A 17,855-nucleotide genomic window follows, 5' to 3' on the forward strand; every position below is an offset into this window, starting at 1 on the left:
CTCCTGTTAATGAACGAGTTTGATTGTGGGTTCGTTTTTCAGATATGACAGGTCAGAAATAACCAAACTATCACCAGGAAACGCACCAGATTTAATTTGAATGTACTCTCCAGCCGTCACCCCAAACTCTATTTGTGTCGCATTCGCAGCTAGTTGGTCCGCTGACAACTTATACAAAGAAGACGAGGAAAAAGCAGAGATATTGGCTGGTCTTTCAATGAAATAAGCATCTTCAATATCATCAATATAAACAACAGCATCGACCGTTTGCTCAGGACGTAAATTTACTGAATCAGCGCTATCAAAAGCGATTTCAATTTCAACCGAACCGCTTTCAACTGTAGGGCTCACTCTGACCACTTGTGATGCAATTTGGTATTTGCCGGCACCTACTGATGCTTTCTGGCCAACTTGAATTTGTGAAGCTTGTGCTTGTGGTACTTTGATCAAAGCAATCAAGTCCTCAGTACCACCGATTAACGCTATTTTCTGACCTGCCGTTAGGCTTTGACCCAGCTCAACATGCTGCTTTTGCAATATGCCATTCATGCCAGCTCTCACCGTTAATTCATCGTAGCGTAGCTGAACTGATGCCAGATTGCTCTGAGCATCAACAATGGCTTCCTTTTGAATATTGATAGATTCAACATGCACCATTTTTAACTTTTCTATGTTTTTCTGCGCAATGGCGATGCGCTTCTTATACTGCTTTGCAGATAACACAACTTCTTTATAATCCAATTTAGAAACAATACCTTCTTTAACAAGCTCTTCCATTGCTTGCTTGCGCATCTGCGCAGTTTCATATTCTGATTTCACTTGCTCCAGCTTTTCCTCCACCGCTAACAACTCTTGCATTTGCGTTAGCTTAAGCTTACGAAGATTTGCTTGCTCATGATTGTAGGCACGTTGCGCTGCTTCTAGTTCATGTTTAAGTTCGGGGTTTTTAAGCAACATAATCACGCTGTCGTGAGTTACCATAGCCCCAGGTTTTAGAATGATCTCTTCAACGGTCGCATTGCTTGTGCTCGTAAGTAGTTTTTGTTTGCTCGAGCGCAGCTTTCCGTAACCTTCAACCTGAACTTGCAACGCCCCTTGCTGAACCGTATTAATAACAAGTTCATTACGCTCCACAGCTTCATTTGAGCCAGAGAAAAACCAGATACCAGCCACAATTAAAAATGCTGCAGCGCCACCTAAGAGGGTACTTTTGTTATTCCTTTTCTTGTGCTTTTTTACGACGTCCATAATATGCCTCATTTACAAAGTTTAGACTTAGCCACTGCAGACTCTTTAGCCCCGATATATGGTAAATCGCGAGCTTGCGTGGCTAATGGTAAATTCCTAACTAATGGGTTAGTTCACTCATGTCCGACTCACGGTCATTAAGCAACCTTTTCATTATCGAGTTGAGCAACGGGTGAATTGGGATGAGCCATTCCCGTAAGTATTTTTCGCGGCCCTGTGAAAGATTCTCTACCGTGCGTAAAGAGCATGTTATCTAGCAACATCACATCGTGTTTTTGCCAGTCAAAACGAACCGTTGATTCACGGTATAATTCTCGGATCAACTCCAGGTCACGCTCATCAATTGGGCTGCCATCACCATAGAAACAATTGCGTGGTAAATATTCTTCGCCAAATGTCTCAACCATGGTTTTGCGCACCTCATCATCCAAACTAGAGACATGGAATAAATGTGCTTGGTTAAACCACAACTTTTCTCCCGTTTGCGGATGAAAAGCGACCGCAGGATTAACCTGCTTAGTACGCAGACGATCGCCATCTAACCACTCACACTGCAGCTGATTTTGCGCACAATATCGCTCTACCTCAGCACGGTCTTCAGTTTGAAAAACTTCAGTCCAAGGCAAGTCAACATTGGAGTAATTACGCACATACATGATGCCTTTTTCTTCCATTTTCTGACGGATCTCAATGGGTAAGTTTTGATAGATGTAACGAGAGTCGCTAATCGGTGTTGCTCCACCCGTTTGACTTGGCAACATACATAAAAAACCAATTCGATTAGGCCAACTTTGCGAATAGGCATTCTCGTTATGCTGTGGGATAACTTCAGCGCTGCTATATTCAGTCGCTGTGTACACATTACCTTTGAGGCTAGTGCGTGGTGTCGAGCGGTAAACATATTCAAGTAGTGGTCCACCAAATAATGTTTCTAGCAACTCACCAAATTGCTTTGAGCTATTTACTTTTAATCCGCGCAGCAGCAATGCACCATTTTCTGACACTAATCGCTGTACCTGCTCGGCATTATCTTGACACCACTGGCTGAGTTTTTTTCCACCCATGTCAACATTCAGTAGCAGCTTCATACCACCGATAGACTCTAAGCTCTCTACAGAGACGCTCTCTAAATTCGTATATCCTGAATTTTCCATTTTTAATCCCCAAGATTATTTCAAAAAACTAAAGACTTAATATTCTGAACAGTGTTATCTAAATAAGGTGGCTGAAGTATGTCAGTGTGCTGTGCGACAAATTCAGGTGCAGGCACATAGCTCAGCTCCTTTGATGTAAGTTGTTCTCTTTCAAACCATGGTTTTGCAAGATGCCGCTGCGATGCAGGAACACACCGATCCAAAAGCACGACATCACAGTCGACTTTTATCACTTTGTGTCTGCGCGATGCATGATGATAAAAATACAGTGATTGCATCAGCGAATATGCAATCTGTTGCTGGCCTTCATCTTTTATCATGCCAAGCTCACTCATCACTGAGACTAAATGTGCAATGACGACATCTCTTGGTTGGTTGTCAAATTCCGCCCAATTCAAGGCGTTTAGATCTAGCTGATATTTATTAGATAGGTGATGCTTTAGGAAATAGAACTCACTTAGATTCTCTGCTTTCCCAGTCATGATGGCATCAAGCTGAGAGCCAAATAACACAACTTTGTTTACTTGTTCACCTGCGATTGACAGCTGATTAGCTAGCTCAAGTGCTATTGGACCCGCTGAGCAATAACCGAACAGGATATATGGTCCCCTCGGTTGCACCTCTTTTATTGTGTCAAAGTGGTATTGGGCCAGTTCGGGTATAGAACGATATTGATAGTTATCATAGATACTAGGATCCTCTAAGCCAAACAGCTTAGCGTCGCTAACCAATCGTTCAGCAACATGTTGGTAAAAATCGACACCGCCCCCTCCTGTATGCAAGCAAAATACGTTTTGCTTTGCCTTCGACTGATTGAGTGCTATTAAAGTTGGATGATTCATAGTTCTTCTCCGTATCGCCCCAACAACTGGGGCGTTTCACACAGTTTGGATATATCAACGCTAGGCTGATTGATGCAGCTTCAGTAGCTTTGACTTAAACGCCTCAACCAGCGCCTCCCAACAGCTTTGTTCAATAAGCAGTTCGTTCGCAGCCAATATGCACACTTGTTGTGTGTTACCGTTTAATAAAGTGGCCGCTAACGGTGTACTTTCAGGCGAAGATGTTTTTTCACTTAGCTGTGCTTTGTGCATTTGCACCAGCGATTGCGAAATAACCGTTTCGTCTTGCCACAACCACAGTGCATTTGTATGTCGACGAGAACGCTTAATACCGAGTTTTTCGACACCATCGGCGGTGTATTTCAACTCATAAGCAAGCTTCTCATCCGCGAAGAAAGAATGGAGCACATGTCTTAAATAGCTCTCATCTAATAAAGAGTCCAAATAAACAACGGCAATCAGACTATTGCCAGCCTGAATATGCTTAGCTTCTGACACAGTTAAGCTTTGGCTTACCCGCTCTTTGTTAATATCATCGGCCAATCCCTTGATTGTTGGATTATTCCAGATTTGACCAACGGTTAGTTGTATTCCCTTAGCTTTAGCCTCTGAGATAACTTGGATCACTTTCAGTGAGTTACCACCCAACTCAAAGAAATCATCTTTACAACCTACTTGAGCGATTCCGAGCACGTTTTGCCAAATGCTACACAATGCCTCTTCGAGTGGATTTGCCGGTGCCACATACTCAGCACGCTGAAGCGCCACATCTGGATGAGGCAATTTGTTCCGATCGACCTTACCGTTGTTATTCATAGGCAAAGTATCTAGTAACACAAAGGCGGATGGGTGCATGTATTCAGGTAGCTGTTCGCTTAACTGAGTTCTCAAAGCACTGATAAAGCTTCTTTGTTCCACCGAATCTTGCACATCAATAGAGGGCTGACTGGGGACTATATATGCTACGAGAGATTTATTACCTTCCCCCTTATCGAATGGAATAACAGACACTTGCGACACACTTTCAAATTTAGAAAGAGTATGCTCCACTTCACCTAACTCAATGCGATAGCCATTAATCTTAACTTGATGATCTATACGGCCAAGAAACTCTATGTTGCCATCAGCGCCCCAACGAACTAAATCGCCCGTTCTATAAAGCAGTTTGCTACTTGATGCGTCATCAGGATTATAAAAAGGATTAGCAACGAATTTTTCTTTCGTTAAATCTTCGCGTCCTAAATAGCCTCGGGCTAGGTTGACCCCTCCGACCAACAACTCTCCAGGCACTCCAATTGGAGCAAGCTGCTCATTATTCATAATAAATGTACTTACATTCGGTAATGGCTTACCAATGTGTAAAACACTTTGTCCTGGCGAATAACAACCGTAGGTTGCACATACTGTTGTTTCTGACGGCCCATAAGCGTTAACAAAGCGACGGTTTGGTGACCACAATTCAGCCATCGCGATGCTGCATGCCTCTCCTGCAACTATCAATGTGGATACACTAACCCAGCTACCTTGGCATAATTGAGGTAACAACACAGGTGGCAAAGTCGCATGTGTAACTTCATTCTTTTCAACAAGTTGCGTTAAAGATTCTGCCGATTTTGCTTGGTCTTTATTAGGGATCACCAACGAAGCACCATTGGTAAGTGCCATACACCATTCCCACGTCGCAGCATCAAAGGCAATAGAAGCAAACTGCAAAACCTTACTGTGTGCTGTGATCTCGAATGCTTGTTGTTGTGCAAAGCCCAAATTCACAAGCCCTTTATGAATGAGTTCACAACCTTTTGGCTTCCCTGTTGAACCTGAGGTGTAAATAACATAAGCAAGGCTGTCTGTATTGACCCCTATTGTTGAGCACTCAATGTTTAATTCATCATATTGCTCAAGGTCGTCATTAAGCTGCTCATCATCTAAGATGAGGTGTGTAATGCGTGACTCATTAATATCTTGCACTAAGTGTCGCTGGGTAAGTACCAACGTGACAGAGGCATCTTCCAGCACATATTTAATACGCGCATTTGGGCTACTAGGGTCTAATGGTAAGTATGCACCTCCGGCCTTCAAGACCGCCAAGATCGAGACAAACATCTCAATTGAACGTTCACAATAAACGCCTACCAGCCTATCAGGTCCAACTAGAGAGTATCTTCTTAAATAGTTAGCCAATCGATTTGCTCTTTGGTTCAACTGATCATATGTAATCTCTTGATCTTCAAAGATAAGAGCAACCCCTTTTGGGTTCGATTTGACCACATCTTGAAATTTCTCATGAACACAACGGTTATCTACCTCATGGACTTGCCCTAATGACCAGGCCATTAGTTGCGGGAGATCTGGCTGAGCAACCATCACTTCAGAGATAAGCTCGTTCGGACGGTGTTGCAAACAATCTGACATCGCTTGCAGTGCATGGATCATATAGTCCATAACACGTTCAATATTGACGGACTTATCAACCTGAAAATCCAGGTTAAAGCCTTGCTTCATATCATCAACTGACAAGCTAAATGGGTAATTCGTCCGCTCTTTGGAGCTTAATAACCTCACACCATTATCTGTGCCCTGAGTTGCCGCCTCACTATCGCTATTCGCCACTGAGTGTCTATAGTTCAGCACAGCACTAAACAGGTTACGGCCATGTGATAAACCACTACATTGTTGAGCTAGCGAGAGCGAAGCTTGCTCATAAGGAATAAGTTCCTGCAATTCGTCTCGAATTGACATGACAAATTCCAGTACGCTCTTGCCTTGTGTATTCGCTCTAATGGGTAACGTATTAATAAACATACCAAGTACATTTTCTAATCGCTCAGACCCACTCAGCCTGCCAGATAACACGGTGCCAAACACCACATCATTCTTAGCACAACACGCTGAGATAACTAATGCCCAGGCAGCGTGGAATACCACAGCAGGGCTAATGTGTAAGTCTTTTGATAATCGTCTTATCTGGTTTTCTAAGTGTGAAGGCACAGCGGCTTTAAGTTCCGCCATGTTGCTCCCATCCCCCATGACATCAAGCAAGTTAAAGGGTAAGCTCGACTCTGTCACATCCGCTAATTTGGCACAGAAGAAAGCCTCTGCATCATATTCCTTCGCTTGATTAAGTACTTGCGCAATAAACTCTCGATACGGTAACGGTTGTTCAAGAGACTGTGTATTCGCGTTTTGGAATGCCGAGATTTCCTTTTCAATGATCTCTAAGCCAACGTGATCTGCAATAATATGATGATATTTCAACGCCACAACGTAATGCTGATTTACCTGATCATGTGCAACGTCCAGTTGAATCAAAGGGGCTTTACTTAGATCTAGCTTTAGCTTTCCAACTTGGTTTAACTGTTGGATTTGCTCAAATACATCTTTATCAGCTGCCAATTGTGGCCAGTTGACTGGCAGCACAGCCTCTCTTTGCACAACTTGATGCGGCTCAGGTAGACCTTGCCAATATATCGCTGTACGAAGTACATCATGTCTATCAATAATAAACTGTAGAGCTTGTATAAAGTGCTCTAATTGCGCGTCACTTTCGACTGTAAACAACGACGTTAAAACATAAGGGTCATTGTCTTGAGCACTAATATGGTGATACAAGATCCCTTGCTGCAATGGCGCTAGCGGGTAAATATCTTGAATATTTTCATACCCGCCATCAACACTATTTGCAATAGACTGAATCTGCATTTGTGTTAATTCAGTCAACGGCAACATCTCTGGCGTAATATAACTACATTGCTGAGGAATTAAGTTCTCAGGCACTTTAAATTGACGGGGTAGCTGCTCAGTTTGGTTATCAATTTGAGCCGCTAAATCTCTCAAAATAGGACTTGAGAATAGCATTCTGGCTGTCATCGAAAGCCCTTTTTGCTCAGCTTTAGATCTAACTTTCATAACCAGAAGTGAATGCCCACCTAACTCAAAAAAGTTATCTTCAATACCCACTTGCTCTAAGGTGAGAACCTCTTGCCAGATATCACATAAAATCCGTTGAGTTTCACTATGTGGTGCAACATAAGCAGCTGCCTGTGATGCGAAGTCAGCCTTTGGCAACGCTTTTCGGTCAATTTTACCGTTTTCCGTTAGCGGGAAAGCGTCAAGATACACAAATGCACTTGGGATCATGTAATCTGGTAATGACTGCTGCAATGTTTGGCAAATCTTAGCGGTCTGGCGTTGCTGACTGTCAGAGTCAGTTAATAGCTCTCTGAGTTCAGAAGAGGCTACAACATAGGCTATCAGCTGTTTATCTGCGCCATCGCCTGCAACGAGTAGCGTCGTATCACAGACATCCTCATGTTCAGCAATCGCATGCTCTATTTCACCGAGCTCAATTCTAAAGCCACGGATCTTGACTTGATGATCACGTCTGCCAACAAACACTATATTGCCATCTTTTTGTTGATAAACGAGATCACCTGTTTTATACAATTTTTTACTGCTATTTAGCGCTGCTGGGTCATAAAAAGGGTTGTCTACATACATTTGCTCAGTTAAATCAGTACGATTCAAATATCCTCTTGCGACACCTGCACCACCAACATACAACTCACCAACAGTGCCCGCTGGTAGCAAAGTCATATTTGGACTCAATACAAATGCCACACGATTTTGCAAAGGTTTACCTATTGGCAAACCCTCATACTCATAGAAGTTCTTCGGTAATAAGTAAGATGTGCTGAAAGTCGTATTTTCAGTTGGACCGTAAATATTGCTAAGTGCAATCGTTGGGTTCAACTCTTTCATGCGTTTAAACGATTGCTTATTAACAATGTCTCCACCAACCATAAGATACTGCAAGTTGGGCAAAGGTTTTTGGTAAATTGCTGTGAAAACATCAAACAGTGCCGTTGTTAAGAACGCCGTGTTGACATTATTTTTAAGCAGAAACTCACCGAGCTCTTCCATCTCAATGTGCGGTTTACTTTGAATAGCAACCTGGCCACCATTGAGTAGCGCCCCCCAAATTTCAAACGTCACCGCATCAAAAGACAAGGTCGCGCCATGCAACATCACCGTTTGTTCAGACAACGAGACGAAGTTGGGGTTATCTACCAGCGAGATCACGTTGCTGTGTTCAACCATCACCCCTTTAGGTTTACCTGTAGATCCAGAGGTATAGTTTATGTATGCCATATGAGAGGCACACTCGAATGCTTGGTTGAGGTTGCTATGGTCACAATCACGTAGGCGAGTTTGGATTAAGTCAGTGTCTAAAAACAGCCACTGCATGTCACTATGCAAGCCGTTTATATGATTACCTGACACGGAAATAATCGTCTTAACACCCGCATCTTCTACGATGAACCGAGCTCGCTCTTCTGGTAGAGAAGGCGATAGCGGCACATATGTTCCCCCAGCTTTGAGAATGGCCAGAAGAGAAACAATTGCCTCAATAGAGCGCTCCAAACACACACCAACAGGTTCTTCTTTGGTGACTTTACAGTACGCCGTTAAATAGTGAGCAAGTGCGTTAGCTCTTTCGTTCAATGCCTGATATGTTAATTGCTCATCATCACATGTCAGCGCAATTTTGTGCGGCCTTTGGCTAGCAACCTTTTCAAATTGTCCATGGATACTCGCCTGCATCTTTGCAACTGAGCACGTATCATTCCACTGGATAATTTGCTGCTTTTGCTCGCTCAGTGTTAGTACTTGAGCATCAAATACAGGTGCTTGCGGGTTAAGTAACAAGTCTTCAAGCAAAATATTAAAGCGCTCGGCCATCGCCGCGATAGTATCGGTATTAAATAAGTCACTATTGAATTCCCACCCAATGACCAAGCCATTTTCATTTTGCGTGATATTGATTGTAAGATCATATTTTGCGCACAGCTCACTTGGCTCTATAAGGCTCACGTCCATATCATGTAAAGTCAGCTCACTTTTCTCATTGTTTTGCAGCGCTAACATCACCTGAAATAAAGGGCTATGACTTAAGCTGCGAGATGGTTGTAACCTTTCGACTACTTGCTCAAATGGCACTTGTTGATGAGCATATGCATCGAGTAACGTGCGCTTACTTTGTGTTAGCAACTGATCAAATTGCGGATTAGATGATAGATCACTGCGTAAGACCAGCGTGTTAACAAAGAACCCGATCAGCGGCGCAATCTCTTGCTGTTCCCTATTTGCCACAACAGTTCCCATAACGATATCACTGGCATTGCTGTGCTGAGCCAGTAAAGTAGACATCGCAGCATGAAGACCCATAAACAACGTTGCGCCGTTAGCTTGACAAAATTCGTTCAATGCCTGAGTTAACCCAGGGCCAATATGCGTGTGTAGCTTCTCACCGTTAAAGCTTTGTACCGCAGGGCGAGGTTTATCCAAAGGTAGACTATGTACAACAGGTAAGTCAGCAAGCTGTTGACACCAATAATCAAGCTGCTGATCTAGCTCGTCTCCTGTTAGCCAACTGCGTTGCCAATAGGCATAATCAGCATATTGAATGTCTATCGGTGCAAGGTTGAGCGGGGTGTCATTGGTATATGCATCATACAGTGCGCATAGCTCTTTAACTAAAATGTTTAATGACCAACCATCCGATGCAATGTGGTGCATCGTCACTACGACAACATGTTGTTCAGCTGCAATTTGAGCAACCCCAACTCGAAGCATTAAATCTGCTTGCAGATCGAAATGCTTTGTCGATTGTGCTTCAACCCATGTCCGTAGTTGCGTGCCATCGTTAGACTCTTTAGCCGTACTCAAATCAACATAATCAATGTTGAACGCATCACTACTGTGAATAATTTGCACAGGGAAATCACCACTGCCTTGAGCAAAACAGGTTCTCAGGCTTTCATGTCTGTCGACGATCGTGGTAAAGGCACGCTCTAGCGCTGTTTTGTTTAGCTTCCCTGATAATTTAAGTGCTGCAGATATATGATAATGGCTACTACCACCATCAATTTGCTCTAGCATCCACAGTCTTTGCTGCGCATAAGACGTTGGAATTTCTTCGCTTCTCGCTACGCGGCAAATAGGCGGCTGCTTTATCGCACCCTCACTTTCTTTTAGCTGAGATTCTAACTGTTCGATTGTTGGGAAGCTGAATAACGATTTTAAATTGAAATTGCTGTCAAACTGTTCGTTTATCCGCGCCACTAACCTAATGGCCATCAACGAATGTCCGCCAAGCTCGAAAAAGTTATCAGTAATTCCTATTTGCTCAATTCCCAAGACATCTTGCCAGATTTGGCATAACTGCGCTTGTTGTTGGTTTTTAGGTGCCGTGTAATTAAGCTGTTGTTGCGCTGTTTGTTCTAGCTTTGCCAGCGCTCGGCGATCAATTTTACCATTGCTAGTAAGTGGCATATTTTCCACAATGATACAGTGTGACGGTACCATGTAGCTCGGTAGCTTTTGACGCAATATCTTTAAATAATCAGCCGCTAAATTCGCTTTGTCGATTTCACTAAGCGTTTGCTCATATGGTGTTACATATGCACTTAGCGCATGCTCATTGCCATCATCTTTTGCAATGACCAATGCATCTCTCACACCTTCAATTGCGCGAATAGCACTTTCAACTTCACCCAGTTCAATCCTAAAACCACGGATTTTAACTTGATGATCGACGCGTCCAACAAACACCAATTCTCCATCATCTCGTAACCTGACTAAATCACCTGTTCGGTATAACTTTTCACTCTTTAAGCTAGGGTGTTGTACAAAGCTGTACTGGGTTTGCTCATCTTTGTTTAAATAACCCAAAGTCACGCCATCACCGCCAATGTAAAGTTCACCGATGGTGTTAAGGGGCTGAGGCTCCATATTTTGCGACAAAACATATAAACGAGTGTTGCAAATGGGTCGCCCAATAGGCACAGCCCCACTAACATCTAAGTTGAGATCATCAATCTCGTTATACTGCGTTGACACGGTATAAGTACTACACCCTACAACGGTTTCTGTTGGGCCATACTCATTAATAAATGTACTGTTAGGTAATAACACTTTGGCAAATTGCGTCAGCAAAGATTGGTTCAACTGGTCTCCGCCGACCACAATACAATGGCTTGCATTATGATTACCTGATTTAGGTAACAAATGAGACAGCGCTTCTAAGTGAGCAGGGGTGACCTTAAATAGCCATGATTCATCCTCCCCTAATTGACGCGCTAAGTACTCTAAATCCTCATCGCCGCTAGGGAGTAGTTTTACCGTTTTACCACCCATTAACGGCGTAAGTAATGAGGTAAGCGTCGCATCGAATGCCAGTGGCGAACTAACCACTGCACCTTGAATGTGCTCTCCTAAATAATTCGCTTTCGCATGAGACAGATAGTTTACAACACCACGGTGAGGCACCATGACGCCTTTTGGCTTACCTGTAGAACCTGAGGTATATAGAATATAAGCTAGACTTTGCGCAGATACTGCAACTTCATCTGCAGACAAATTATCGCTTTCATACTCTTCCATCCACTGTTCATCAGTGGCTGCGTTATCCATCAATAACACATCCACTCCCGACATCGGGAAAGTTTCCATTTGCTCTGAATTCAGTAACGCAACATTGATATTCGCATCTTCGATAATCGTTTGAATTCGGCTACTTGGATAACTTGGCTCCAACGGAACATAAGCTGCACCGGCTTTAATAACCGCAAGTACAGCAATTAGTAAATCAGATGAGCGCTCTAGGTAGATACCAACGTGGTCGGCAGGCTCAACCCCAGAATCAATTAACAAACGCGCTAATCGATTGGCTTTAGCGTTAAGCTCATCGTAGGATAAAATATGGCCGTTAAATTCCACAGCACGGTGTGATGGATAGCACTGGACTTGCTGCTCGAATAACTGGTGTACAGTGACAGCATCATCGTACTGAGTTTGCGTTGCATTCCAGGCTGCTTGGGCCGACATATCGGCGTCATCTAGCATAGGCAAAGAAAACACATTATCATCAGGCGAAGCAATTGCACTGGCCACTAGATTACGAAAATGAGACGCCATTCTTTCGATAGTTTGGCGTTTAAATAAATCCGTATTGTATGCCCAACCAATCTTTAAGCCGCTAGCCGTTTCATCAATGTTTAACGCTAAGTCGAACTTTGCAGGGCTATCCGCACGCTGCATTGGTTGAAGACTGATGTCAGGAACATCAAGCTCTCCCTCATCATTATTTTGTAGTACTAACCACACTTGAAATAGAGGGTTATGACTGAGGCTTCGTTTAGGTTGTAGCTTTTCAACTACTTGCTCAAAAGGCACCTGTTGATGTGCATATGCATCTAACAAAGTGCCTTGGCTTTGCTTTAATAACGTTTTAAAAGTTGGTGAGTCAGATAAATTGCTACGCAATACCAAAGTATTGATAAAAAGACCTATCAATTTACCAACGCCTTCTTGCTCTCGGTTGGCAACGGGACTACCAACTACAATATCGGTTTCATTGCTGTAGCGAGATAGCAATACAGATAATGCCGCATGTAAACTCATAAACAACGTGACACCGTTCTCTTTAGAGAACTTATTGAGCTGTTCAGATAGCTCTGGACCAAGCCAAGAATCGAATGTGTCTCCATTGTAAGTCTGGATTTGAGGTCTAGGTTTATCTAACGGTAAGCTGTGAACCACAGGCAAATCGGCCAATTGATTTTCCCAATAGGCCAGCTGTTTATCAAGTACCTCACCTTTGAGCCAATTGCGCTGCCAATGTGCATAATCAGCATACTGCAACGGCAAAGGCTCTAAAGGATTATCTTGCCCATCAACGTAAGCACTATATAAGCTACAGAACTCATTGATAAGCACGCCTAAAGACCAACCATCCGAAGCAATATGATGCATAGTTGTCATCACTATATGCTCTTGTGGCGCGAGCCTAAGTACGGAAACTCTAAGCATATAGTCTTTGCTTAAATCGAATAATTTTACTGCCTCAGCTGCCACCCGAGTTAGGACTTCTGACTCTTTGTCGGCATCATTTAGCATCGACAGATCATCAAATTTAACGTTAAACCCTTCTGCTGATTGAATTTCTTGCAGTGGGTTGCCTGGACTCTGTTCAACAAAGCAGGTACGTAAACTTTGATGTCTCTCTACCACACTTTTGAACGCGCGTTGCAACGCATTCAAGTCTAAATGGCCAGTTAATCTAAAAGAAGCAGGTACATTATAATTGGCACTCCCCCCTTCAATTTGATCAAGTAGCCACATACGCTGCTGAGCATAAGAGAGTAATGTTCGATCACCTTCATTGCGCTCAGTCACTGTGATTGCAGGAGCGCTGCTAGCGCTGGTTTGCTCTAGCAGTGCGATAATTTGTGGTTTTAGTGCCACTATTTGCGTTTTTAGCGCTTGAGTCATAGACCCTGAGGGCCCTTTAAATGCTAGCTGACCGTTATCAAGGTACAGTTTAATACCTTTATTTTTGGTCAGTCTCAGTAGTTCAAGTAGAGTCATAGCATGCCCCCTTCTTCAGACACAGAGGCGTATTCATCATTTTGGTTTAATAAAATTAAAGGCTCAATGTGCGAAGCTAACTGCGCCACTGTTTTGTGTTCAAACAACACACGGACACCAATATTGATATCAAACTGTTCAATGATGCAGTTAAGCACTTTCATTGCGGCGATTGAATGACCACCAATTTCAAAGAAGTCATGGTTGGTGCCAATCTTAAACGGTACATCAAGTAACTGCTGCCAAATGGCAATAAGTGTTTTTTCTGTTTCTGTTGTTGGCGCTACATAGCTCTGATTAGAGAAATTAATTGCTTGTTCTAACAGCGCACGTTTATCTAACTTACCGTTTGATAAATAAGGGAACTCTTGTAAAGAAATGACCTGCTGAGGCACCATATATTCAGGTAGAGCCGCTTCTAATGAGGCGATAAGTTCTTTTTCACTCACCTGAGCATCAATGTAAAATAGCGTTAAAGCATTATGCTGAGCATTGAACAGACAAGTCGCTTTGCTCGCTAACTGATGATTGGTCACAAACATCGCCACTTCTTCTGGTTCGATACGATAACCATTTAGCTTAACTTGGTCATCTAAACGCTCTTGGAATAGCAAGTTACCGTCCGCTAGGATTTGTACATAATCACCAGTTTTATAATATGTTCTGCCATCTCCCAGTTGCTCATTTAGCGCCGCAAATGTTAATTCAGGCTGCTGGTAATAACCATTAAATAAAGATTCACCAGCAATATACAGCTCACCTGATTCACCTTCGCTGGCAAGGCGACCATCGGCTTTAACTACTCGCATAATCAAGTTGTTAACAGGCATTCCAATTGGTACAAAGTCTGTTTTCAAGTCGCTGCGGTACAGCCATGATGTGGCATTAACACAGCACTCTGAAGGACCGTATAAATTCACAATATTACAGTTGAAGGTGTTTTGAGCCTGACGCGCAACTTGAGTTTTGAGCGCCTCACCACCGCAAAATATTGTGACTAGACTATTGCTTGTTGTAGCCCCTGCTTTTTCAGTAAGTAGCTCTAACAAAGAAGGAACAAGCTGTACTCGACTAATTTTCTGCTGTGTTAACACTTCAAGGAACTGCGCCATATCATAGTTGATATCTTGTGGCGCAATGACCATCGTAGCGCCAACCAATAATGGACTCCAAAACTCCCATACTGATGCATCAAAACTAGCAGAGGTACGCTGTAAGAAACGGTCACTAGCGGTGAAGTCAAAGGCGCTATTAATCCAACTCATTTGATTTACAAGTGCACGGTGGCTTATGCTGACACCTTTTGCTCTACCCGTTGAACCCGATGTGAATAGTATATAGGCGAGGTCATCACCGCTGACTGTAATAGCAGGCTTATCGGTGGTATACCCTGATAAATCAGCGGCTGACATATCGATACCTTGGCAACCATCAACCTCAAAATCCCCAGCGCTAATCAAAGCTTTTGCTTGCGCATCTTGCAGCATATTGGCAACACGTTGACGAGGCAGTGACACATCCACAGGCACATAAGCACCACCCACTTTGAGTACGGCCAGCATAGCTACAACAAAGTCTATTGAGCGTGTTAGGCATAGCGCTATCACATCACCTTTGTTTATGCCCAATGAAATTAGATGATGGGCAAAACGGTTAGCTCGCAGCTCCACTTCAGCCATAGAAGCGCTCGCCCCCTGCACTTCGATAATTTGCCCAGAGCTGTTCGATACGCTTTTTGTCAGCATATCTAATACTGTTTCATCTGCTGCTTCGACTGCTTTTCCTTGCAACAAGAAGTCACTCTCTTTGCTCAGCTCAATAGCAGTGGCTGAACTTAAATCTGACTTACATGCTTTTAATAATATGGCTAACGCATCAGAGTCGATTTCAGCTTGGTCATAGGTTAGCTGTAACTTAGTCGCACTGCCTTGCTGGATAAGTAAAAATTGAATTTTGCATCGCTCGTTTAAATAAACGAGTTTTTCAATGCCAGCAGGTGCAGACTGCCCACAATCAATGCTATCGAAACAGAAACTAAAGCCTTGTTGTTGGTATTCGTATGGCTTACTAAAGCATTCAACATAATCGACGCCGTTTGCGGTACAATCAACCTCCTCGCGTACTGCATCAGCAAAGTTACTGTGTGTATTTGGAAATAAAGGTAAAGTGCGAGTAAGTGGCCCTTGCGCCGTTGCCAAGGACTCATCATCACGAATGGCAAATGCCCTAGCAAGCTTTGCTGAGGGTGCATATTTGTTCAATGTGATCCGTAAGCTAGCACATACCACTTCAGCGACTGTTGCCTGTTGCTCATCTGCGTACTTTTGTAAATCAGCGTAAATATCACCCAGTGCAATATCGGCCGTTTTGTAGCCAGATTTATCTGTTTGAGTATATCGAGCTAGAGACAATGACGATTCAAGTGCCGCAGCACTTTTATCTTTACTCCAAAAAGCGCGCGCTTCAGCCATTTCTTCTTCAACTAAGAAGTCAGCCAACCAAGGAGCCAACTCGCCATATTGGATCAGTTCATCTTCATCCGTAATAATCTCACCCGTTGCTCCTGCTTGCACTAAGCCCTGAAATATTGCGTAGATTGAGTAGGTATCCGTATTAAGCGCCGACACTTCAAGGTAAACCCACGTTTTATCAGGCACTTTTGCCACTACAAGCTTATGCCATGCGGCTTCTATACCCACATCATTTTTTTGTGCATAAAGCTGTTGCTTAGCCTGCTCTATTTGACTGTCATTGAGGTCACGCCAATCAAACTCCGTCACATTGCATGATAAAGCGGATGCAACTTGTTGCCAAAGTGCACCATATTCATCGCTTTGGTAACTAGTACGTAAAATCTCTAGCTCGGTTAACCTGTTTGCCAAATACTGCTGCATCTTAGCGCTGTCCAGATCCCCTTCGTATGTACAACTAACGGATGCCGTACTCAGCTGCTTATCTGTATTTTCCTGTAACTGAGAAAAGTGTGAGATCTGTAGTGGAGAAGCCGGTGTCGTATTACTCATTTTATTACCCTTAAAAGCTTAATTCGTTTGCAAAAGCACTATTTATTATTGTCAACGCTAGTGAGTACCCTATTTCACCAATAGAGCATAAGTCATTGTTATATAGTTTTTTTTGATTGCCGGTAAATTACTGGCGAGTGCCATTAACCCATTGAAACCAGAACGCTGCGGTTTCCTGTAAAAGGTTTTCTGCCATGTGCCACCTTCCAGTTATCCAGTAACATGACGTCACCTTCACGCCAATCGAACTTACATTCCTCATCAGCATATGCCTGACGGATTTCGTCGATGGTTGTATCGTCAATAGGCGAGCCATCACCAAAGTAGGTGTGGTAAGGGAGTCCCGATAGACCTAAACTGCTTTCCATCGTTGCTCTGATAGTTGGACACAGACTGCTTGGGTGCCAAAAAGAAATATGATTAAACCACAGCTTATCGCCGCTTTTGGGGTGTGAGTGCACAGCATCACGTACTTGCTCAGTTTTCACTTGAGTGTCACTTATGATAGTGACTTTTAAATTACGCTTTTCACCATAAGCTTTGATGTCTTCAACATTGTCCATACCAAATGCTTTGCTCACCGTTGGACCAAAGCCAGTACCGTAGTTGCGACATAATAGCCAACCATTGCGGTCGTTAAACTCATTGATGATTTTGCTGTCGATGCGTTGATATACTTTGCTAACATCAACTATCTGGGTTTGACCTCCCGACTCTGGTGCTTGTAAACAACAAAACACCAGTTTATCAGGAGGGTTCATGGTATATGATAGTTCGTTATGTGGCGCTATCTCTTGGTCTGCAGGAAACTCGGTAGCAGTATAAATACCGTCATTTAACTGAGTTCTTGGCGTTGCCCCTTCAACATACTCCGCTGTTTGCGGGATCATCTTAGTGACAACACTTTGAAAATCACTCTGGCTATTGACCTTGAAGCCTCTAAAGAGAACGGCTCCATATTTATCCAAGTTAGCTAAGATAGCCTGTTCGTTTTTCTCGTACCAAATAGATAAATCGACATCAGGAACATTACTTCTATATACCAAAGGCAGTGTTGGTGACTCTTCTAGAAATAATGTTGATACCAATTCGCCGCCCCCCTGCGCAGGGGATGCGGCTTTTTTATTGCGCCACTTATCAAACTTCATATTTTCATTTTC

6 protein-coding genes are annotated in these 17,855 nt (G+C 43.2%); all 6 read right to left on the reverse strand.

Annotated features, from left to right (window positions below):
- Positions 1-6 precede the first annotated feature (6 nt).
- The 6 genes from HG263_RS12310 to HG263_RS12335 all read right to left on the reverse strand — a co-directional run bounded on the left by HG263_RS12310 (position 7) and on the right by HG263_RS12335 (position 17,843).
- A complete protein-coding gene (locus HG263_RS12310) occupies positions 7-1,248 on the reverse strand; it encodes an efflux RND transporter periplasmic adaptor subunit (RefSeq protein ID WP_171626374.1) in 1,242 nt (413 codons plus the stop codon).
- Between the two features lie 137 nt (positions 1,249-1,385).
- Complete coding sequence (locus tag HG263_RS12315) at positions 1,386-2,402, reverse strand: TauD/TfdA family dioxygenase (RefSeq protein WP_171626375.1); 1,017 nt, start codon at positions 2,400-2,402, stop codon at positions 1,386-1,388.
- A 20-nt stretch (positions 2,403-2,422) separates the two neighbouring features.
- Complete coding sequence (locus HG263_RS12320) at positions 2,423-3,244, reverse strand: thioesterase domain-containing protein (RefSeq protein WP_171626376.1); 822 nt, start codon at positions 3,242-3,244, stop codon at positions 2,423-2,425.
- Positions 3,245-3,304: 60 nt separating this feature from the next.
- Positions 3,305-13,672, reverse strand: a complete 10,368-nt coding sequence (locus HG263_RS12325) for a non-ribosomal peptide synthetase (RefSeq protein ID WP_171626377.1) — start codon at positions 13,670-13,672, stop codon at positions 3,305-3,307.
- The gene (locus tag HG263_RS12330; RefSeq protein WP_171626378.1) at positions 13,669-16,695 is read right to left on the reverse strand and encodes a non-ribosomal peptide synthetase; all 3,027 of its coding nucleotides are present in this window, start codon (positions 16,693-16,695) and stop codon (positions 13,669-13,671) included. The genes HG263_RS12325 and HG263_RS12330 overlap by 4 nt, the downstream gene beginning before the upstream one ends.
- A 143-nt stretch (positions 16,696-16,838) precedes the next feature.
- Positions 16,839-17,843, reverse strand: coding sequence for a TauD/TfdA family dioxygenase (locus HG263_RS12335; RefSeq protein ID WP_171626379.1), 1,005 nt, complete (start codon positions 17,841-17,843; stop codon positions 16,839-16,841).
- Positions 17,844-17,855 lie beyond the last annotated feature (12 nt).

This window comes from Pseudoalteromonas caenipelagi (assembly GCF_013140855.1).
GTDB lineage: Bacteria > Pseudomonadota > Gammaproteobacteria > Enterobacterales > Alteromonadaceae > Pseudoalteromonas > Pseudoalteromonas caenipelagi.